The 20,325-nt window shown below is 68.2% G+C and carries 15 protein-coding genes; 9 read left to right on the top strand and 6 right to left on the bottom strand.

Annotation, left to right across the window (positions count from 1 at the left end; translation table 11 throughout):
* Window positions 1-138: 138 nt before the first annotated feature.
* Window positions 139-567, bottom strand: a complete 429-nt coding sequence (gene dksA / locus Q1L59_RS11420; RefSeq protein ID WP_300332295.1) for an RNA polymerase-binding protein DksA — start codon at window positions 565-567, stop codon at window positions 139-141.
* Window positions 568-883: 316 nt separating this feature from the next.
* Between dksA and chrA the strand changes: the two genes are divergently transcribed.
* Entirely contained in the window at window positions 884-2,104 is a 1,221-nt protein-coding gene (gene chrA, locus Q1L59_RS11415) for a chromate efflux transporter (protein ID WP_300332294.1), read from the top strand.
* A 73-nt stretch (window positions 2,105-2,177) separates the two neighbouring features.
* Here the strand turns inward: chrA and cysN are convergent, their stop codons facing one another.
* The 3 genes from cysN to Q1L59_RS11400 all read right to left on the bottom strand — a co-directional run bounded on the left by cysN (window position 2,178) and on the right by Q1L59_RS11400 (window position 5,235).
* Window positions 2,178-3,854, bottom strand: coding sequence for a sulfate adenylyltransferase subunit CysN (gene cysN, locus Q1L59_RS11410; protein ID WP_300332292.1), 1,677 nt, complete (start codon window positions 3,852-3,854; stop codon window positions 2,178-2,180).
* Window positions 3,855-3,924: 70 nt separating this feature from the next.
* Entirely contained in the window at window positions 3,925-4,833 is a 909-nt protein-coding gene (cysD, locus tag Q1L59_RS11405; protein ID WP_300332291.1) for a sulfate adenylyltransferase subunit CysD, read from the bottom strand.
* 78 nt (window positions 4,834-4,911) lie between these two features.
* Window positions 4,912-5,235, bottom strand: a complete 324-nt coding sequence (locus Q1L59_RS11400) for a phasin family protein (RefSeq protein ID WP_300332289.1) — start codon at window positions 5,233-5,235, stop codon at window positions 4,912-4,914.
* Window positions 5,236-5,698: 463 nt separating this feature from the next.
* Here Q1L59_RS11400 and Q1L59_RS11395 point away from each other — a divergent pair, with 463 nt between their 5' ends.
* Window positions 5,699-7,513, top strand: coding sequence for an asparagine synthase-related protein (locus Q1L59_RS11395; protein ID WP_300332287.1), 1,815 nt, complete (start codon window positions 5,699-5,701; stop codon window positions 7,511-7,513).
* A gap of 90 nt (window positions 7,514-7,603) precedes the next feature.
* Here Q1L59_RS11395 and Q1L59_RS11390 read toward each other — a convergent pair whose 3' ends face one another.
* Window positions 7,604-8,500 carry a Dyp-type peroxidase gene (locus Q1L59_RS11390; RefSeq protein WP_300332285.1) on the bottom strand — a complete coding sequence of 299 codons (897 nt, stop codon included), beginning with the start codon at window positions 8,498-8,500 and terminating at the stop codon, window positions 7,604-7,606.
* Between the two features lie 70 nt (window positions 8,501-8,570).
* Window positions 8,571-8,864, bottom strand: coding sequence for an acylphosphatase (locus Q1L59_RS11385; RefSeq protein WP_300332283.1), 294 nt, complete (start codon window positions 8,862-8,864; stop codon window positions 8,571-8,573).
* 129 nt (window positions 8,865-8,993) lie between these two features.
* On the opposite strand from Q1L59_RS11385, the gene Q1L59_RS11380 reads away from it, so the two are divergent.
* From Q1L59_RS11380 to Q1L59_RS11350, 7 genes are all read left to right on the top strand, one after another.
* On the top strand, window positions 8,994-10,478 hold the full coding sequence (locus Q1L59_RS11380; protein WP_300332281.1) for an NADH-quinone oxidoreductase subunit M: 1,485 nt from the start codon (window positions 8,994-8,996) through the stop codon (window positions 10,476-10,478).
* A gap of 6 nt (window positions 10,479-10,484) precedes the next feature.
* Window positions 10,485-13,736 (top strand): DUF2309 domain-containing protein, encoded by a 3,252-nt coding sequence (locus tag Q1L59_RS11375; protein WP_300332279.1) that lies wholly within the window; start codon window positions 10,485-10,487, stop codon window positions 13,734-13,736.
* Entirely contained in the window at window positions 13,733-15,289 is a 1,557-nt protein-coding gene (locus tag Q1L59_RS11370; RefSeq protein ID WP_300332276.1) for a proton-conducting transporter membrane subunit, read from the top strand. Before Q1L59_RS11375 ends, Q1L59_RS11370 begins: the two co-directional genes overlap by 4 nt.
* Entirely contained in the window at window positions 15,286-16,785 is a 1,500-nt protein-coding gene (locus tag Q1L59_RS11365) for an NADH-quinone oxidoreductase subunit M (protein ID WP_300332275.1), read from the top strand. Before Q1L59_RS11370 ends, Q1L59_RS11365 begins: the two co-directional genes overlap by 4 nt.
* Window positions 16,778-18,286: an NADH-quinone oxidoreductase subunit M gene (locus tag Q1L59_RS11360; protein ID WP_300332273.1), complete on the top strand. Its 1,509-nt coding sequence runs from the start codon at window positions 16,778-16,780 to the stop codon at window positions 18,284-18,286. Before Q1L59_RS11365 ends, Q1L59_RS11360 begins: the two co-directional genes overlap by 8 nt.
* A 252-nt stretch (window positions 18,287-18,538) precedes the next feature.
* The gene (locus tag Q1L59_RS11355; RefSeq protein ID WP_300332272.1) at window positions 18,539-19,240 is read left to right on the top strand and encodes a hypothetical protein; all 702 of its coding nucleotides are present in this window, start codon (window positions 18,539-18,541) and stop codon (window positions 19,238-19,240) included.
* A 29-nt stretch (window positions 19,241-19,269) separates the two neighbouring features.
* A complete protein-coding gene (locus tag Q1L59_RS11350; RefSeq protein ID WP_300332270.1) occupies window positions 19,270-20,307 on the top strand; it encodes a hypothetical protein in 1,038 nt (345 codons plus the stop codon).
* The last annotated feature ends 18 nt before the right edge of the window (window positions 20,308-20,325 follow it).

Genomic DNA, 20,325 nt, shown 5'->3' with positions numbered 1-20,325 from the left:
CTCGCTTTCTACGCCACCGCAGAATTGTTCCCTTCCGCGCGACATCGGCGCCCGCTGCCCCGGGTGGCAGTGCTGAAACGAAAAATTCACAACCTCTGAGCGCTGGCCTTGCTGGTACCAGCGACGACGCGGGCGGCGTCAGGCGAAGCGGCGCTTGGTCTGTTCGCGCCTCTCCTGCGCTTCCAGGCAGAGCGCCGCCGTCGGACGGGCGAGCAGGCGGGCGAGGCCGATCGCTTCGCCGGTTTCCTCGCACCAGCCGTAGCTGCCGTCGTCGATGCGGCGCAGCGCTTCGCGGATCTTCTGCAGCAACTTTCTTTCCCGGTCGCGCACGCGCAGCTCGAGCGTGTGTTCTTCTTCGGTGCTTGCCCGATCGCTCCAGTCCGAACTCGTTTCGGCCTGCTGCAGGTGGCCAGCGGTTTCCTTGACCGCAGCGAGCAGCGCTTGTTCCTCGCCGAGCAGACGGCGGCGAAAGAAGGCGAGCTGCCGGGCAGACATGTAGTCCTCGGACGGCGCAGCGAGCAGCGAGGCTTCGGTTTCCAGGTCAACTGGCGGCACGGGATTGTTCATTTGTTTTCTCCTTGACGCTTGCTCGGTTGGAGCGCGGCCGGTCGTCCTGGGTGGACGCGGAGCATCGCTTGCTCCAGCGTTGCCGGCGACCGCTGGCCGCTCGGCCGCTGCTTGGCCCGTTGCTCGGCCACTGCCGGCAAGGCTCACGGGTTCGCTCGCCTGCAGCTTGCTGCCAGCGGCGAATGGTATAGCATTGTCGGGCTGCGGCAAAGCCACCGCCGCGGATGGCCAGACGCGGCTGGTATTGACCGGCGCTGCGCGCGTGCGGCCAGGGACGGCGAAAGGCGGTCGCGCTTGATCGGAGGAGGAACGGGGAATGGCGTCAGCGACAGGGCAGGGGCGGCGATTCGACGATCACACTGCGTGGGACGTCTTCCGGATTTTCCTGCGTCTGGGGCTGACTTCGTTTGGCGGACCGGTCGCTCATCTGGGTTACTTTCGCAGCGAGTTCGTCGACCGCCGCGCCTGGCTCAGCGAGCGCGCGTACGCCGATATCGTTGCCTTGTGCCAGTTTCTTCCCGGTCCCGCGAGCAGTCAGGTGGGCATCGCGCTCGGCCTGTCGCGTGCCGGTTATGCCGGTGCGCTGGCTGCCTGGGCCGGGTTTACGCTGCCCTCGGCGTTGCTGCTGATTGCTTTTGCTCTTGGTCTGACCGGTTTCGGCGATGGCGTTCCGGCTGGCGTCCTGCACGGTTGCAAGGTCGTCGCCGTTGCCGTCGTTGCGCAGGCGGTGTGGGGAATGGGCCGCAGCCTGTGCAGCGATGCAGCGCGCGTCACGCTGATGGCGCTGGCCGCGTGTACCTTGCTGCTCTGGCCGAGTACCTGGGGGCAGGTCGGTGTGATTGGCGTGGCGGCCGTCGCTGGCGCGCTGCTCTTCGCAGGTTCGAGCGGCGCTGCGCCCGAGCCCTTGCCGGTTGCTATCGGGCGCCGCAGCGGCGCCGTCTGGCTGGCGCTGTTCGTCGTGCTGCTACTCGCTCTGCCGCTGCTCGCGCAATCGTTTCCGAACGCCACGCTGGCGCGCGTCGACGCTTTCTATCGTGCCGGCTCGCTTGTCTTCGGCGGCGGGCACGTCGTTCTGCCGCTGCTGCGCGCCGAGGTCGTTCCCAGCGGCTGGCTGGCCGACAATGCCTTTCTGGCCGGCTATGGTGCGGCGCAGGCGGTTCCCGGTCCGCTGTTCACCTTTGCCGCGTTTCTCGGCGCCGCCATGCGCGAGCCGCCGAATGGTTGGCTGGGCGGCGTCGTCTGCCTGCTCGCCATCTTCCTGCCAGCCTTCCTGCTGGTCGTCGGGGCGCTGCCTTTTTGGGCGCAGATCAGGCGCAGCGCACGCGCACAGGCGGCGCTGGCCGGGGTCAATGCGGCCGTCGTCGGGCTTTTGCTCGCCGCGCTCTATCATCCGGTGTGGACGAGTGCCATCCGGCAACCGGCCGACTTCGCTCTGGCGTTGAGCGCGCTGGTCGCGCTCGTCTTCTGGCGCGTGCCGCCCTGGCTGGTGGTCGCCGGCAGCGCGCTGGCCGGCTGCCTGCTCGAACTCGTCGTCTGATCCGCGCGCGGCCAGTGGCGGCCAGCAGGCGTGGCGGGCAGGGGGGCGCTGCGCTTCGTGCGGACGGCGGGGGTCAGATTTCGTAGGCGGGCTGGTCGGCGGCGGCGGCCGGCAGCGCGAGCAGGGTGATCAGCGCTTCGAGATCGAGCGCCTGGGCGTCGATGACAAGCTGCGCCGGATCGTCCGCCAGTCCGGTCGGTGGCTCGTCGCTCGGGCAGATGCAGATCAGCCCGGCGGCCTTGATCTGGCGCGCCATGCTTGCCGCTTGCGCTGGCGATGCTTCTTCATCGAGCACGAGGCAGGTGTAGCCGCGGTCGAACAGCCGGCGTTCGAGCTGGCGCGCTGCCGGCCGACGGTCTGCGCCGGTCAGCCAGACGATCAGCGCGCGTTGACCGAAACGCACCGCGCGTTCCGCCGGCGTCACCGGATGCCATTGTTCCTGGCGCGCTGCCGCGCGCACGATCATTCCAGCGGCCACCGTTGCGTGCGTCAGGCGGTCGATCAGGATGAACGAACCGGTCGCCTTCACGCGCGCGTAGGGGTCGAAGGCAATCGGCGCGCTCAGCGCCAGTTCGCACAAGCCGATCTCGTTCAGATTCAACTGCTCCGCCGCGTGCGTTGCGAGCGTGTTGATGTCGATGCGATGGACGATGCGGGCGACGGCGCCAGCCACCGTGCGCGTCGCCAACTTGAGCAGATACTGCCGACCGGGAATCAGCGGCGCGTCGTTCATCCAGACGAGATGCGCGGTGAAGCGCGAGTCGAGCGTCGGCTCGTCGCCCGGGCGAACGAGCAGGTCGCCGCGGCTGACGTCGATTTCGTCCTCCAGCGTGACGGTGATCGCCTGTGGCGGGAAGGCCTCGGCCAACTCGCCATCGTAGGTGACGATCGCCTTGACGCGGCTGCGGCGGCGCGAGGGCAGGGCAAGCACCGCGTCGCCCTTCTTCAGGACGCCGGCAGCCAGCGTTCCGCTGAAACCGCGGAAGTCGAGATTCGGCCGATTGACCCACTGCACCGGGAAGCGCAGGTCGGCGAGATTCCGGTCGGTGGCAATCTCGATCGTGTTCAAGACGTCCATCAGCGGTTCACCGGAAAACCACGGCGTCCTTTCGCTGCGCCGGACGACGTTATCCCCGTGCAGCGCCGAGATCGGGATGAAACGCAGGTCGGTGAAGCCGAGTCCGCCGGCGAATTCCAGGTACTCGTCGTGGATCCGTGCAAAAACCGTCTGCTCGAAGTCGAGCAGGTCCATCTTGTTGATCGCCACGATGACGTTGCGTATACCGAGCAGCGAAACGATGAAGCTGTGCCGCCGGGTTTGCGTCGGCACGCCGTAGCGCGCGTCGACCAGAATGATCGCCAGGTCGCAGGTCGAGGCGCCGGTTGCCATGTTGCGCGTGTACTGCTCGTGACCAGGCGTGTCGGCGATGATGAACTTGCGCTGCGCGGTGGAAAAGTAGCGGTAGGCGACGTCGATGGTGATTCCCTGCTCGCGCTCGGCCTGCAGCCCGTCGACGAGCAAGGCGAGGTCGAGATCGCCGCCGGTCGTCCCCGACTTCAGGCTGTCGCGCTGGATGGCGGCGAGCTGATCTTCGTAGATCATCTTCGAATCGTGCAGCAGGCGCCCGATCAGCGTGCTCTTGCCGTCGTCGACGCTGCCGCAGGTCAGGAAGCGGAGCAGTTGCTTGCGCTCGTGTTGCGCCAGATAGGCGTGGATGTCGGTGCTGATCAGTTCGGACTGGTGGGACATTTTGGGCAACCTCGGGACGGGCGAACGGCGCGCCCGAACAGGCGGCGCGCCAGGTCAGGCGGTCAGGAAATCAGAAATAGCCTTCCTTCTTCTTCTCTTCCATCGAACCCGCCTGGTCGTGGTCGATCACCCGGCCCTGCCGCTCGGAAGTTCGCGTCAACAGCATTTCCTGGATGATCTCGGGTAGCGTGTTTGCCGTCGATTCGACGGCGCCAGTCAGCGGGTAGCAGCCGAGCGTCCGGAAGCGGACCATCTTCATCATCGGCTGCTCGCCGGGGCGCAGTTCGAAGCGCTCGTCGTCGACCATGATCAGTACGCCGTCGCGCTCGACCACCGGCCGCCGGGCGGCGAAGTAGAGCGGTACGATCGGGATGTTCTCCAGATGGATGTACTGCCAGACGTCGAGTTCGGTCCAGTTCGAAAGCGGAAAGACGCGAATGCTCTCACCCGGGTTGATCTTGCCGTTGTAGAGGTTCCACAACTCGGGGCGCTGGTTCTTCGGGTCCCAGCGGTGGTGCGCGTCGCGAAACGAATACACGCGCTCTTTCGCGCGCGACTTCTCCTCGTCGCGCCGCGCACCGCCGAAAGCCGCGTCGAAGCGGTACTTGTCGAGCGCCTGCTTGAGCGCTTCCGTCTTCATGATGTCGGTGTGCTTCTTGCTGCCGTGGCGCAGGGGGCTGATTCCCTGACGAACACCGTCTTCGTTGATGTGCACGATCAGTTCCAGGCCGAGAGAGCGCACGTGCCGGTCGCGGAACTCGATCATTTCGCGGAACTTCCACGTCGTGTCCACATGCATCAGCGGAAACGGCGGTTTGCCCGGATGGAAGGCCTTGAGCGCGAGGTGCAGCATCACCGCCGAGTCCTTGCCGATCGAATAAAGCATCGTCGGCCGTTCGAACTCGGCGGCAACTTCGCGAATGATGTGGATGCTTTCGGCTTCGAGAGCCTTCAGGTGGGTCAGTTTTCGGTCGGTCATGAGGCCGGCAGGCGAACGGGGGAGGGGGTGCACTTATACCAGAAATCTCCCGCTTCGCCGACTGCGCGCCGGCGCCGTTCAGAAGCGGCAGTGCGTCTCGCTCAGATTGGCGGCTTCCTCGACGGTGCGCGCGGTGATCTCGGCGACACGGCGGGCGTACGCACCGTAACGGTCGATCAACGGCCGGGTCAGTTCGGCGCTGAGCGACACGACGCGTTCGAAATCCTGCGCCGTCGCCAGCGATTCGTTGTAAAGAAAAGCGTCGCCGAGCAGGGCGCGGGCGGTATGCAGGTGCAGGCTGAGAATGCGTTCGCTGGCGTCGAGCGCGGCGCTGGTCAGGGCGGCCAGTGCGTCGATGCTCGCTTCGCTGGCGGCGATGATTTCTTCGTTGGCACGGCTCATGGCGCGCTCCCGCAAGTGTGGTTGGACAAACTGGACAGGCTGGGCAACCTGGCAGAGCTGGAAGATCTAAAAACGACCGGGACACGCCAGAATGCGTCGTCACGGCCAGGCAGGCGGTCCCGGGATTGCCGAAAACGATCAGCCCACGAGCGCCTGCCACGCCACGCCGCCCGAACGAACGAACGAACGGGCGAGAATAAGCCAATTCTCTTGCCTAGCCAACGCATTTTGCACGTTTGCGGTTGACAAGGTAGCCGACCGGTGGACGATTGACACATCGCGGTCGGCCGCGACGGCGTGCCGCGCTGCGCTTGGCCGAACGCGAACAGCCAGCCGCCGCTGCGCCGAACGGTGACCGGCGCCTGTGGAGTGGAGGCCGGCTTCTGTGAGAATATAACGCGCTTCTTGACGCGCTTCTGCGCCGCCCGCGCGTTGCCCCGCCTTCCTCCGCGAGATAACCACCATGAAACCAAGGCTCTCCGGCCAGATCGACCTTTCCCGGCTGCGCGATCCGGCTGCCGCGCAGGACTTGCTTGCCTCGCTCGTTGTGCTCGGATCGTCAACCGCGCGTAATGCCAGCGCGGTGTGCGTGGCCGTCGGCACGCCGCGCCGGCGCAGCGACGATGCGCTCGCCCAAGCTGCGGTGGCCGATGCGGCGAGCGTCGTTCTCGCTGCCTGGCAAGCGAGTGGCCCCGAACTGTGCGCCAGTCTGACCGGCAGCTACGCCTTTGCCGTGGTCGATGTGGCGCGCGCGTGTGTCTTTCTGGCGGTCGATCGTTTCGCCAGCGAAACCTTGTGCTATCGCCTCGACGAGCAGACGATCGCCTTTGCCGACCGCGCCGACTGCGTCGACCGGCGTGGTAACGAACTCGATCCGCAGGCGATTTTCGATTTTCTGTACTTTCACATGATTCCAGCGCCGCGCACGGTATTCCAGGGCGTACGCCGCTTGCCGGCGGCGCACGCGCTGCTGGTCGACCGCCAGGGCGCGCGCGAAGTGCGTCACTGGCCGTTGCGCTTTGACGAACAGCGCGGGATGTCCTTCGCCAGCGCGCGCGAAACCTTCCTCAGCGTGCTGCGCGAGAGCGTGGCCAGCGAACTCGTCGGCCATTCGCAGGTGGGTGCTTTCCTCTCGGGCGGGACCGACAGTTCGACGGTCGTCGGACTGCTCGGCGAGATCAGCGGCAAGCCGCCGCTCGCCTATTCGATCGGCTTTGCCGCCGAGGGCTACGACGAAATGGAGTACGCTCGCATCGCCGCCAAGCATTTCGGCTGCCAGCATCGGGCCTACTACGTCACCCCGGAAGACCTGGTGGCGGACATTCCGGCAGTCGCGCAACATCACGACCAGCCGTTCGGCAACTCGTCGGCGCTGCCAGCGTATATCTGCGCCCGTCTGGCGCGCGCCGACGGCTGCAGCAAGATGCTCGCCGGCGACGGCGGCGACGAACTCTTCGGCGGCAATTCGCGCTATGCGATGCAGCGCTTCCTGGAGTTCTATCACCGACTGCCGGGCGGCATGCGGCGGCTGATCGAGCCTTTATGCGCCGACGACAGTCCGTTGCGCCGCATTCCCGGACTGCGCCAGGCGACCGGCTACGTTCGCCATTCGCGCGTGCCGATGCCCGATCGCATGCAGAGTTTCAATCTGTTGATGCAGCTCGACCCGGCGAACATCCTGACGAGCGGCTTTCTCGCCCGCGTCGAAGCGGGCGAACCGCCCCGGCATACGCGAGCGACCTGGAGCGAATGTGCGACGCCCAGTCTGATCAACCGCATGCTGGCGTACGACTGGCGCTATACGCTGGCCGACAGCGACCTGCCGAAAGTCCGTGGCGCGACGCAGATGGCGGGGATTGCCGTCGGCTACCCGCTGCTCGCCGACCGCGTGACCGATTTCTCGCTTGCGCTGCCCGCCAACTGGAAGGTCCGCGGATTCAAACTGCGCTGGTTCTTCAAGGAAGCGCTGCGCGGTTTCCTGCCCGACGAGATCATCACCAAGCAGAAAAAGGGCTTCGGCCTGCCTTTCGGCGTCTGGGCGACGCAGACGCCCGCCTTGCGGCAACTGTGCGAGGAATCGCTGAGCGCTCTGGCGCAACGCGACATCGTGCGCGGCGACTTCGTTCGCCGCCTGTTCGCCGAATACCTGCCGGAACATCCGGGCTACTACGGCGAGATGGTCTGGATCCTGACGATGCTCGAACAGTGGCTGCGCCGGCTGGAAACCGACAGCGGCGGCTTCCGGCTGGCGGCGAGCGGCGCCGAGCTGGGTCGCTAGGCGGAGCGCGAAAGCGCGCCGTGCGCTGCCACCCGGCGCCGGGTGATCGTGTCGCCCGCCGATGGTCGCTGACGGTTGACCGGCCCGGCGTCAGCCGGCGATTCCCAGCGGCCGCAGGTCGGGCTGGCCGCCGCGCATGGCCGGGCACCAGAAATAGGCGCCGGACTCGGGACGCGTGAATGCGAACAGCGCGTCGACGACGCCATCGTCGAGGCCGAGCATGCGGCGTAGCTGCGCTTCAAAGGGGGCGAAAGACGCGGCGAAGGCGACGAAGACGAGACCACCGCTGTTTCCTTCCGCCCAGGGCATCGAACGACGGAGGATGAAAGCCGGCGGCGCGAAGCTTTCCTGCGCCGTCCGCTTGACGTGCGCCGATGGCGGCGCGTCGTCGATCTCCTCGTTGCTCGTTCGCCGGCGGCCGATGGCCAGATCCTGGCTGCGCCGCGGCATTCGCTCGAAGCGCGCGAAATCGTGCCACCAGCGCTGCACGGCGACGAAACTCGAGGCGGCGAGGACAGGGTCGTCGTCGGCGACCAGCGCTGCGTTGCGTGCCGCATCGCCGACCGGATTCTCGGTGCCGTCTTCGTAGCCGGTCAGATCGCGCCCGCCGGCGTGCTGGAAAGCGTCGCAGGCGTCGTCGAGGCGCAGCGCGGGCGCCAACAGATGCTCGTAGCGGCGCGCGCGCTGCAGCAACTCGCCGCGGTCGTCGCCGCGCAACCAGATCCACAGCGCCGCCGGCGTCGCCGGCGGCTCGACGCCCACTCCGGCGAGCGTCGGAAAGCCGCGCAGTCCGGCGATCTCGGCGCCGAGCGCGGAGACCAGGCTGCGCCCGATGCCAAGCACGGCGCGTTCGCCGTCGATCACCGCCGCCAAGGCGCGCAGGCTGGCGCCGGGTGCTGCTCTCGGGGCAAGCGAAAAACTCAGGTAGCGCGCCAGCGGCGGCAACGGGAGAAGGATTCCGGCTTGCGCCGTACGGGCCGTGTTCATCGTTGCTGCCCCTCACGAAAGAAAGATGGGAGCGCCGCCAGGCGGCGAAGGAAGTCGTTGGCCGGCTCGCTCAGCGAGTCGCAATCTGCGCGAAGCCTGCGCCAGGATCGACTTCAGCCGCGTTGCCCGGGTTGCTGACGACGCTGTCGACGCGGGCCATCGACGGGCCGCGCTGCGCCCACTGGGTCAGCGTATCGACTGCTTCCGGCGGCCCGACGACGAGTGCCTCGACGCTGCCGTCGCGCCGGTTGCGCACCCAGCCGGCGAGGCCAAGGCGTTGTGCTTCAGCACACAGCGACCAGCGATAGCCGACGCCCTGGACGCGGCCGTGAATACGCAGATGGCGACAAATGGCAGCGCTCATCGGAGTCTCCAAGCGGTGGATGGCGGTGGATGGCGGCCGCGCAGGCGGCCAAATGCTGGCATAATCGTCGTCCATGGGGAGAAGAATTTCAAGCGAAATTGTTGCCGCAGCGTACACCGGCGCGCCCGCATGCTGAAAACTCTCCTCGTTCTGCCCCTGCTGGGCGCCGCTCTGCTCTGGCTGCTGCCCAGTCGCAGCGCCGACGTGCAGCGCCATCTGGCCAGCCTTGCCGCGGCCGGCACGATGTTCTGTTCCTGGTGGCTGGCGGCCAGTTTCGACGCGAGTTCGCCAGACGTCCAGTTCTTCGAGACGCGGCCGTGGAATCCGCGTCTGGGGTCGAGCCTGGCGCTCGGCCTGGACGGGATTTCGCTGGCGATGGTCGTTCTGGCGACGATCCTGTGCTTCGTCGCCATCGTTTCATCGACAACGGTGCGCGACACGACGCGCAACGGTGCGCGCCTCTACTTCTCGCTCATTCTGGTGCTCGAAACAGCGCTGCTCGTCGTCTTCGCCGCGCGCGACTGGTCGTTGTTCTACGTCTGCTGGGAGTTGACGCTGATTCCGCTGTTCTTTCTGATCGATCGGCTGGGTGGCGCCAATCGGCATCGCGCGGCGCTCAACTTCGTTCTCTACACGCTTGGCGGTTCGGTCTTCATGTTGATCGCTCTGCTTCTGCTCTACGACGCTGCCCCCGAGCACAGCTTCGCCATGGTCGACATGGCGGCGGGCAGCGCGGGATTGCCCGTGCGCACGCAGGTGCTCGTCTTTCTCGGCCTGCTCATCGGCTTCGGCGTCAAGATGCCGATCGTTCCGCTGCACGGCTGGCTCCCGCTGGCGCACGTCGAGGCACCGAGCCCGATCTCCATCCTGCTTTCCGGAATCCTCCTCAAGATGGGCGCTTACGGATTGATCCGCGCCGTGTGGACGCTGCCCGCGGCGGCGCTTGCGCTGCAGGATTGGCTGGCCGCGCTCGCCCTGCTCAGCCTGGTCTATGGCGCCGTACTCGCCTGGCGGCAGACCGACCTGAAGGCGATGATCGCCTATTCGTCGATTTCGCACATGGGCGTCGTCCTGCTCGGCATCGCCGCGCTCAACCCGGCCGGCCTGAACGGCGCGGCGACGCAGATGGTGGCGCACGGCTTTGCCGCCGGGCTGCTCTTTCTGCTCGTCGGTCTGCTCTACGAGCGCACGCACAGCCGCAACCTGGGTGACTACGGCGCGCTCAGGCGCAGCGCGCCGCGCTTTGCCGTGTGGATCGTCTTCGCGCTGCTCGCCTCGGTCGGCCTGCCGGGCAGCGCCGGCTTCATCGCCGAACTGCACGTCCTGATCGGCGCTTACGCGCGCTGGGGCGGCTGGCTGGTCCTCCTGTCGCTCGCCGTCCTGATCTCGGCGGCGTACGCGCTGCGCGCCATCCGCTGCCTGTCGACCGGACCCGAACGCGCTTTCGGAACGGCCGCGCCGGGCGTCGCCGCCTTTGCCGACCTCAGCCGTCTGGAGGTCGCGGCTGCCGCGCTGCTCGCTGGCGGCAGCGTGCTCATCGGCGTCTATCCGCCGCCGCTGCTGCGCCTGCTCGGCGCTTCGGTGGCCAAGCTGGCGCGCCAGTTCGCCGGCTGAAGGCGCATGGCGGCCGACGATCTTGCCCACCTGCGCGAGTGCGTTGAGCATCTGGCGCACCGCCTGCCGGCGCAGGCGCCGCTGCGCGATTTCGTCCATCACAACACGCTGCACGCCTATCAGCACCTGCCCTTTGCCCAGGCACTGACGGCTGCCGCGCGGTTTACCGGGGCTCGTCCGTGGCTTGCCGAAGCGCGTTGCCGCGAGCTTTTTCGCCAGGGCCGGATCGACGCCGCCGACCTGGACGCGGCCATGCGCCAGGTGGCGGACAGCCGCCCCGACGAGCTTCTCTGGACGGCCAGCGAGCCGCCGCTGCGGCGCACCGATCTGCTGCGCGCGCTGCTCCTGCATCAGCCGGCGCCGCCGACCGCGCAGGGTCTGCGCTGGCTGGTCGAGGAGCAGCAGCTTGACACGCGCCTGCCCGAGGACCTTGATCCGGCAGTGCGCCGGCGCCTGCTCGCCGCCGCCGCCGCCGACGGTCTCGCCGAGCCGGAGTTGGTTGCTGATCTCTGGCAGGCGGTGCGCGAGCTGGCCGCCGCGCGCTCCGCCGATGCGGATGCGGAGTCGGCGCGCGCTGCCGGCGGGGCAGGGCTGTGGCAGACGCTGCTCGCGCGTCTAGGCCACACGTGGACGATCGCCGACCTGCTGCAGCATCTGACCGGCGAGGATCTGCGCCAGGCGCTGCACGCGCCGTTCATCCGTCAGCTTGCGGCACACCTCGATCGCGGTCTGGCGGCGTGGGCGAACCCGGCGCGCGAGCAAGGCTTCTTCGCGGCCTGGCGAGCGAGCGCCGGCGTCGACTGGCAGTGGGAGCTGAACGAACTCGCCTGGGCGCGGCGCGAAATCGCGCAACTCGCCGCCGACCCCTGGCAGACGATCGCCGATGGGCTGCGCCGACTGGCGGTCGATGAGGCGTGCTGGGCGACGTACCTGCAGCGTCTGGCCGGCGAACTTCCCGGCTGGGCCGGCATGTGCCACTGGCGCGCGACGCATCCCGCCGCCAACGAGCCGCCGCTCAGCCTGTGCGACTTCCTGGCTGTGCGCGTCGTGCTCGAATGGCTCTATGCCGAGCAAGTCGTGCGGCGCATCTGGGGTCTGCCGCTCGATCTGGCGGCGCTCGGCGAACACTTTGCCGCGCACCCGGACGAACTCGCGCTGCGCCACGCCTACGGCGAGGGAACGCTGCCCGACGAAGTGCTTGACGCGCTGTCGCCGCTGCTCGCTACGGCGGCGGGTGGACCGGACAGCGGCTGGCGCCGCCTGGCCGGGCACATTGCCGAAGCGGGCGGCCTCGCCGGCGACGACGGCGATGCGCAGGCGCGCGCTGCCTGGCCGCTCTTCTCGCTGGTGCTGCGTCTCGGACTGAGCGGGCGCGAATTGCGCGTCATGCACGCTGCCGGTGCCGCCGACCGCCTGCTCGCCGGCATCGCCTGGCTGAACGACGAGCGGCGCGGAATGCTCTGGCTGCTCGCCTACGAGAACCACTACCGGCAGCAGATTTTCGCCGCGCTACTCGCCAATCACGGCCGCGCGCCAGCGCTCGCCGGCCTGGCGCAGGCACAGTTCGTCTTCTGCATGGACGATCGCGAGGAGGGTACGCGCCGCCATCTGGAGGAAGTCGATCCGGCTTACGAAACCTTCGGCGCTGCCGGCTTCTTCGGCGTACCGATGCTCTGGCAAGGGCTCGACGACGAGGCGCCAACGGCGCTCTGCCCGATCGTCGTGCGCCCGACGAACAGCATCCGCGAGGTCGTCGGCGCGGGTGCGGCGGCCGCGTATGAACGCCAGCAACGCCGACGCAAGCTGCGCCTGCGCTGGCAGGAGTGTCTGCAGCAGGGCACCCGGCGCGGCGGCTTGCTGGGCGCCGTGCTCAGCCTGCTTGCCGGTCCGCCGGCGCTCGCCGCGCTGCTTGCCCGCACCTGGGCGCCGGGCCGCTTTGCGGCGCTCCTGGCGCGCCGGCGTGAGGCTTACGAGCCCCCGGTGGCGGGCGATCTGCAACTGACTGCCGAGGCCGGCGAGGCCACGCGCGAGGCCGACGCCGACGCGCCGCGCGTCGGCTTCAGCGCCAGCGAACAGTTGGCGCGCGTCGCCGGCTTCCTGCGCACGATCGGTCTCACCGAGCACTTCGCGCCGCTCGTCGCGATCGTCGGGCACGGCTCGGACAGCCGCAACAACCCGCATCTTTCGGCCTACGACTGCGGCGCGTGCTCGGGCCGTCACGGCGGGCCGAACGCGCGCGTTTTTGCCGCGCTGGCCAACCTCCGGGACGTGCGCGCCGGACTCGCCGGACAGGGAATTCATATTCCCGAGCAGACGTGGTTTATCGCCGCCGAGCACAACACCTGCGACGAAAGCCTCGTCTGGTACGACCTTGAAAAGCTCCCGCCAGCGCAGCGCCCGGCGTTCGAGCAGGTGCGTCTGGCTTGTCAGGAAGCGACCCGCCGGCACGCGGTCGAACGTTGCCGGCGCTTTGCTTCGGCACCGCGCGATCCGTCGCCCGAGCAGGCGCTGCGTCACCTCGCCGATCGCCGCAATGATTTTGGCCAGGCGCGTCCGGAACTCGGGCACGCGACCGTGGCGACGGCTTTCGTCGGCCGGCGAGCGATGAGCCGCGGCGCCTTCTTCGACCGGCGCGCCTTCCTGATTTCGTACGACCCGCTGCCCGATGTCGATGGCCGCATCCTCGAAGCGACGCTGCTCGCCGCCGGGCCGGTGGGCGCCGGAATCAATCTCGAGTACTACTTTTCGACCGTCGACAACGAGCGCTTCGGTTGCGGCAGCAAGATCATGCACAACCTGGCCGGTCTCTTCGCCGTCATGCAGGGCGCAGCGTCCGATCTGCGCACCGGACTGCCGCTGCAGATGGTCGAAATCCACGAAGCGATGCGCCTGCTGGTCATCGTCGAGCAGACGATAGAGATTCTGACGGCGATCTACCAGCGCCAGCCGCCGCTGCAGGAACTGATCGGCAACGGCTGGATCCTGCTCGCCGCCAAGCACCCGCAGCGCGCCGAGTTGCACGTCTTCGATCCGGCCAGCGGCTGGACGCGCGCGCTGCCGACCGGCGCGCCGGCCGACTCGCCGTCGCCCGCGGCGTCGCCGGTAGCCGGGGCGAGCGCGGGCTGGCCGGCGCTGCCCGAGGTCGACACTTCGACCGACTGGTTCGCCGGCCAGCGCGAACCTTTGCCGCCGGCCTTGTTGCGTCGCCCGCTGGCGAGCCGTGCCGCGCTCGTCGACGCTGCCGGGCGCCAGCCGTGAACGCGGGCGAATTCCTGCCGGCCGCCTGCGCGGCGCTGGCGGCGACGTCGCAGGCCGTCTGGCTGGTGCCGCTGCTGCCCTTGCTCGCCGCCGGCGCGATCGGCTGCCGGATGCTGCTGCGTCCGCAGGGCGACGCGGCAGAGCCGGCGACGGCCAGTCTGGCCAGCGGCAGCGCGCTTGCCGCGCTCGTCGCGCTGATCGTTTTCGACCTCGCGGCAATCGGTGGTTGCGCGCCGCAGCACGTGCTCGCCGGCGACTGGCTGCGCATCGGCCCGGTGCCGGTGCGCCTCTCTTTCCTGCTCGACGCGTACAGCCTGCCGGCGGCAACGCTGGTGACGCTGATCAGCACGCTGACGCTGCGCTTTTCCGCCACCTATCTGCATCGCGAGGCCGGTTTCCACCGCTTTCACTGCGGGCTGGCGCTGTTCCTCGCCGGCATGCTGCTCATCGCGCTCGCCGGCAATGCGGTCCTGACCTTCGTCGGCTGGGAGATCGCCGGCTTCAGTTCCTGGCTGCTCATCGGCTATGCCTGGCAGCGGCCGGTCGCCACCGGCAACGCGCTGCTCGTTTTCCTGACCAACCGGGTCGGCGACGCCGGTTTTCTGCTCGCCATCGGGCTCGCCGTCTGGTCGGTCGGCACGCTCGAGTGGGCGTGGCTGGACGGCGACGGAACGATGGCAACGGTGACCGCGCGCCTGCTCGCGGTCGGTTTCGTCGTCGCCGCGCTGGTCAAATCGGCGCAAGTCCCGTTTACGCCGTGGATCGCGCGCGCGCTCGAAGGGCCGACGCCGTCGTCGGCCGTCTTCTACGGCTCGCTGATGGTGCACGCCGGCGTTTTTCTGCTCTGCCGGATGCAGGAATTGCTCGTCCAGGTGCCCGACCTGCTGGCCTTGATCGCCATCGCGGGCCTGCTCAGCGCGCTCTACGGGACGCTCTGCGCGCTCGTTCAGAGCGACGTCAAATCGGCGCTGGTCTTCTCCACCGTCGCGCAGGTCGGCTTGATGTTCCTGCTCTGCGGCCTCGGCCAGTTTGCCCTGGCCGCCGGCTGGTCGGCTGCGCACGCCGGCTGGCGCGCCTACCAGTTCCTGCTCGCGCCAGCCTTCATGCACCTCGTTCCGCACCCGGCGCCGCCGGTTCCCGGCTGGCTGGCCGGCCGGATGTGGCTGTACACCGCGACCCTGCAGCGTTTCTGGATCGAGGCGCTGGCGCACAGCCTGCTGACCCGCCCGACGCTCGCCCTCGGGCGCGACGTGCGCGCTTTCGACGAACGCTTCATCGACCCGCTGGTCGGCGCGCCGCGCGTCGACGACCATTCGCCCAGCGGCGCGGCGGACGATCTGATTCGCGGCCACGGATTGGCCGGCAGCGCGTTGTTCGCCTTCGCCAATCGTCTGCAGCGCTGGGAAAGCCGGCTGCTGATGAGCGGCGAGGATTCGGCGCTGGTGCGGCAGTTGCAGCGCATCGTGCACTACGCGGATACCGTCGAGACGCTGCTCGAACAACCGCGCTACCTGATGTTGATGGTCATGGCGACCTTCGTGGTGATCCTATGAACGAAGTGCACTGGACGGCGCTCGCCGGCTATCCGCTTTTGGCGACGCTGCAGTGGCTGCCGCTGGCCGGCGCCGTTCTGCTCGCGATCATGCGCGAAGACGACCTGGCGCTCGTCCTCGGGCGCCTGTTCGCGGTCGGCGAACTGGTCGTCGCCTGCGACCTCTACGCGCGCATCGACGCCACGAGCGAAGTGCTGCAGTTCGCCGAACGCGTCGATCTGTTCGCCTATCACGCGGCCGCCGACGGAATCAGCGTGCTGTTCATCCTGCTCACCGCTTTGCTCGGCATCGTCCTGTCGTTCTACGGCATGGCGCGCCGCCAGATTTCGCCGGTGCACCTTCTCTGCGTGCTGCTCGTCATCGAGTCGGCGCAGATGGTCATGCTGACGACGATGAACCTGCTCTGGTTCGCCGCCGGCTCGGCCGTCCAGTTGGCGCTCGTCGCCTACCTGCTCTGGCGCTGGGCTTCGGCGCGCGAAGAGACGCTCGCCCTGTCGCGCTTCCTGCAGTACCAGCTTTTCGGCTGGTGCCTGTTCGTCGCCGGCGCCGCGGTGCTCGTCTGGAGCCACGCCGACGTGATCGGCGGGCGCTGGAGCTTCGACCTGCTCGACCTGCTGCGCACGCCGCAGATCGGCAAGTACCAGTCGGCGGCTTTCTACCTGCTGTTCTACGGCCTGGCAATTCGCACGCCGCTCTTTCCGCTGCACGGCTGGCTGCCCAACTCGGCGGGTTACGGCCTGATCGCCGTCGGTCCGGTGCTGCTCCTCGGCGTCAAGGTCGGCATCTACGGCATGGCGCGCTTTCTGCTGCCGCTGACCGCCGAAGCGGTGATGGTCTGGCAGCATTACGTCGTCGGCTTTGCCATGGTCGGCGTCTTCTTCGCGGCGATTCTCGCTTTCCGCCAGGTCAATCTGCGCCGCCTGATGGCTTTTGCCGTGGTCAGTCATACCAGCCTGATCGTCATCGGGCTATTCACGCTGCACCCGGCCGGCCTGCAGGGGGCGCTGCTCCTGGCGGTCAATTTCGGTCTGGCGGTCACCGTCATGCTGCTCATGGTCGGCTACGTCTATCGGCGGACCGGGACGACGCAGCTCGACCGCCTCGGCGGCCTGTTCGACCGCGCGCCGTTCATCGCGCTCGCCTTCCTGATCGGCGGCCTGGCCATCCTCGGCATGCCGGGAACGCCGGGTTTCGACGCCGTCCACCTCGTGCTCGAGGCGTCGATCGCCACCTTCGGCGCCTTGCCGACGATCGCCACCGCGCTCGGCAACGTCGTCGCCGCCGGCTTCCTGCTCTGGGCTTTTCAGCGCGCCTTCCTGGCGCCGCGGCCGAAGGACGTGCCGGCAGCACGCCTGGCGCGCACCAGCCGCAGCGAATTCCTGGTCGGCGGCGCGACGCTCGTCGTCCTGCTCGCCGCCGGCTTCTATCCCGAGCCCTGGCTGAAGCTGACCGACAGCGCGACGCAGGCGCTCGCTTCGTTCTTCCACCATGGCTGACGTGCCCTGGCTGAGCATGCTGCTGGCGCTGCCGCTGGTCGGCGCGCTGACCACAGCCTGCGTTCGCCGCGCGCCGTGGGCGCAGCGCCTGGCGCTCGCCAGCGCCGGCCTGACGCTGCTCTGCTCGCTGTGCATCGTCGCGCTCTTCGACTCGGGCGACGATGGCTTCCAGTTCATCGAGCAGGCGGCCTGGATTCCCGGCCTGAACGTCAGCTATCTGGTCGGCGTCGATGGCTTGTCGGTGCTCTTCCTGCCGGCGACCGCGCTGCTCTTCACCGCCGCCATCGTCGCCGGCTGGCGCAGCCAGGGAAACGCCGAGGCGGCGGGCGTTGCGCCCGGCGTTCACTTCGCCTTGCTCTTCGTGCTCGAAGCGGCGACGCTGGGCGTCTTCTGCGCGCTCGACTCGCTGCTCTTCTTTTTCTGCTGGGAATCGACGCTGGCGCCGATCTACTTCCTGGTCAGCCTGTGGGGCCGCGGCGCCGGTCGGCAGAGCGCCGCCGTGCGCTACTTCCTCGTCATGCTCGCCGGTGGCGTGCCCTTGCTCTTCGGCCTGCTCGCCGCCGCCTTCGGGCAGGGCGGGGCAGGCGCACCGGTTTTCGATCTGCCCAGCCTGCTCGCCACGCCGTTGCCGGAAGCCGTGCAGATGCTCGTCTTCCTGCTCCTCCTCGTCGGTTTCGGCGTCAAGGTGCCGCTCGTTTCGCTGCACACCTGGCTGCCGTCGATCGCGCTCGGCGCGCCAGCGGCGGTGACCGCGCTGCTCGTCGGACTGAAACTCGGTGCGTATGGGCTGATCCGCTTCGCCATTCCGCTGGCGCCGCTGGCCGCGCGCGAACTGCACTGGCTGCTCGCCGGCCTGGGGACGCTGGCGATGCTCTACGGTTCGGTCGCCGCACTCGCCCAGAGCAACCTGCGCGGCGTGCTCGCCTACGCCAGCCTGGCGCACGTCGGGCTGGTTCTCCTCGGCTTGGCGTCGTTCTCGGTCTCGGCGCTGCAGGGCGCCCTCCTGCAGTTGCTCAACTTCAGCCTCGCCGCCGGCGGCGGCTTCCTCATCCTCTCGTTTCTGCAGCGGCGCAGCGGCTCGACCGACGCCGCGCAACTCGGCCAGCTCTTCGGACGCTGGCCGCTGCTCAGCGCCTTCTTCCTGCTCTTCGGACTGGCCGGCATCGGCCTGCCGGGAACGAGCGGCTTTCCCGGCGAACTGCTGATCATCGTCGCCGCGTTGCACGACCACACCGGCGCCGGTCTGGCCGCGCTGTTCGCCACCGTGGTCGGCGCAGCCGCCTTCCTGGCGCCGTATCGCGCCGCTTTCTTCGGCAGCGGCAGCGCCAGCGCCAAGGCTCAGTCGGAGAGCGATCCGCTCGCCGACCTGCTGCCGCGCGAACTCGCCATCGCCCTTGTCTTCGCCGCGCTCGTCCTGATCGTCGGCGTCTATCCGATGCCCTGGCTCGAATTGCTCCGCCCGGCGGCGGAAGCCTGGGTGGCTGGACTGGCGGGGCTGTAAGCTGCGCGTCGACGCCTCTCCGGGTCGCGCGCAAAGAGAGGGTACAGGGGTTTCGCCGGAGTGACTCCGGGTGTTGCAAGCGATTCGCGCGTGCCGCTTGCCGCACGCCTTGCGGTTTTTACTCCACCCTTGGTTACGCTGCTCTGTCAGCAAGGACTTTCCGCATTTGCCGGTGCCGGGTGAATGGCGCCGCATCGTCACTTCCATCTTCACCGCTGCCGCAGGCGAGCGAGCAAGCAGGAGCACGTTGCGATGAGCACGATCAAGAAGATTTTTCTGGCTTCCTCGTCTGAACTCGCGGACGACCGTGTCCGCTTTCGCCTGTTCATCGGCGAGAAGAACAACCAGTGGGCGCCGAAGGGGGTGTTCCTGGAGGTGATCGTCTGGGAAGACTTTCTCGACGCGCTGTCGCCGACCCGGCTGCAAGACGAATACAACCGACAAATCCGAGCCTGTGACGTGTTCGTCATGCTCTTCTGGAGCAAGGTGGGTCGCTACACCGAAGAGGAGTTTTCCGCCGCGGTCGGACAGTTCCAGGCCAGCCTTCGGCCGTTCGTCTACACCTATTTCAAGACCGCGCCGCTCACCGCTGACCACAGCAAGCGGGCCGATCTGCAGAGCTTGTGGGCGTTTCAGGACAAGCTGAAAGCGCTTGGCCATTACCAGACCGAATACGCCAACACCGACCAACTGCTGCTGCATTTCTCGCAGCAGCTCGACAAGCTGGTCGATGGCGGCTTCATTCAATTCCCGGAAGAGGGCGATCGAGCCGGCGGCTGCGCGGGAGATCAGCTCGCCACGAACTCGGGCGGCTTGGTGAGCACCGGTTCGGGCAACGGCGCGACCTTTGCCGGCCCGGTGACGGCGGGGGGCGATGTGGTCGGACGCGACAAGACGACCGTGCAGGAGACGCGCAGCGTGTTCGACTTGCCGCACTTCCCACTTACCCTTTAACACGCGGCGCGGCAGTTGAGGACGACCCGATGACCGACCCCGAAACCTTGGCGCTGCAACGCCAGATCGCCGAGTTGCAGGCACAGCTCGCTGCGCGGCAGGCGACGGCCGCTGCGCCGTCGCCGATCGCATCAGCGCCCGGCGATGGCGCGCACTTCGCGCAGGCGGTGAGCGCCGGCGGTCACGTCATCGGGCGCGACTTCGTGCAGATCATCCGGCAGAGCGTCTTCCGCAGCGAAGACCCCGCCGAAGCGCAGTCGGTGATCGCGCACTACCTCGACGCGCTGGCGCGCGAGCTCGCCGGCATCAAGCTCGGCGGCATCGACCCCGCCGCCAGCGACGGTCGGCGCGAGCCGCTGCAACTCGCCGACGTCTATGTGCCGCTCGACAGCCAACTGCGCATACCGGCGTCCAGCTCGCTCGCCGACTGGCTTGCTCGCCGTCGCCGCGGCGAAGGCGAGCGCAACGCCGGCGAACAGCCAGACGAGGAGTTGCGCGCCGTGTCGCTGCTCGAAGCGCTGGCGCAGCACCGCGAGCTCGGCGCGCTGATCGTTTTCGACGGACTCGACGAATGCGGCAGCGAAGCGCGGCGGCAGCGCGTCGTCGCCGCGGTCGACGAGCTGATGCGCAGCGCTGGCGAACGCTGCCGCTTCGTGCTCACCACGCGGCCGTACGGCTGGCCGGGCGGTGCGCAAGCCGAAGCGGGCGTTTACGCGCTGGCCGAGCTCGACAAGGCGCAGATCGCGCAGTTCATCGGCGGCTGGTACGCGGCGCTGGTGCGGCGTGCGTGGCTGCCGCCGGGCGAGGCCGAGCGCAAACGCGACGACCTGCTCGCTGCCAGCGAGCGCCCGGACCTGCTGCCGCTTGCGCGCAACCCGCTGCTGCTCACGCTGATGACGACCTTGCACGCCAACCGCGGTCGGCTGCCGGACGACCGCGCCGACCTCTACGACGAATCGGTGGAACTGCAGATTTCCGGATCTCGAAGGAAACCCGGATGGCACGTTAGACCAGCGCAAAGGTCATTCTGGCTCCGGTTTCCGGATGTGGGAATTCCTGCTGGGTGAGTTCGTCGAGGAGGGCGG

Origin of the sequence: Accumulibacter sp., from assembly GCF_029255125.1 — a bacterium.
In the GTDB taxonomy this organism is placed as follows: domain Bacteria; phylum Pseudomonadota; class Gammaproteobacteria; order Burkholderiales; family Rhodocyclaceae; genus Accumulibacter.
This window is presented reverse-complemented; position numbering and strand designations above follow the sequence as displayed.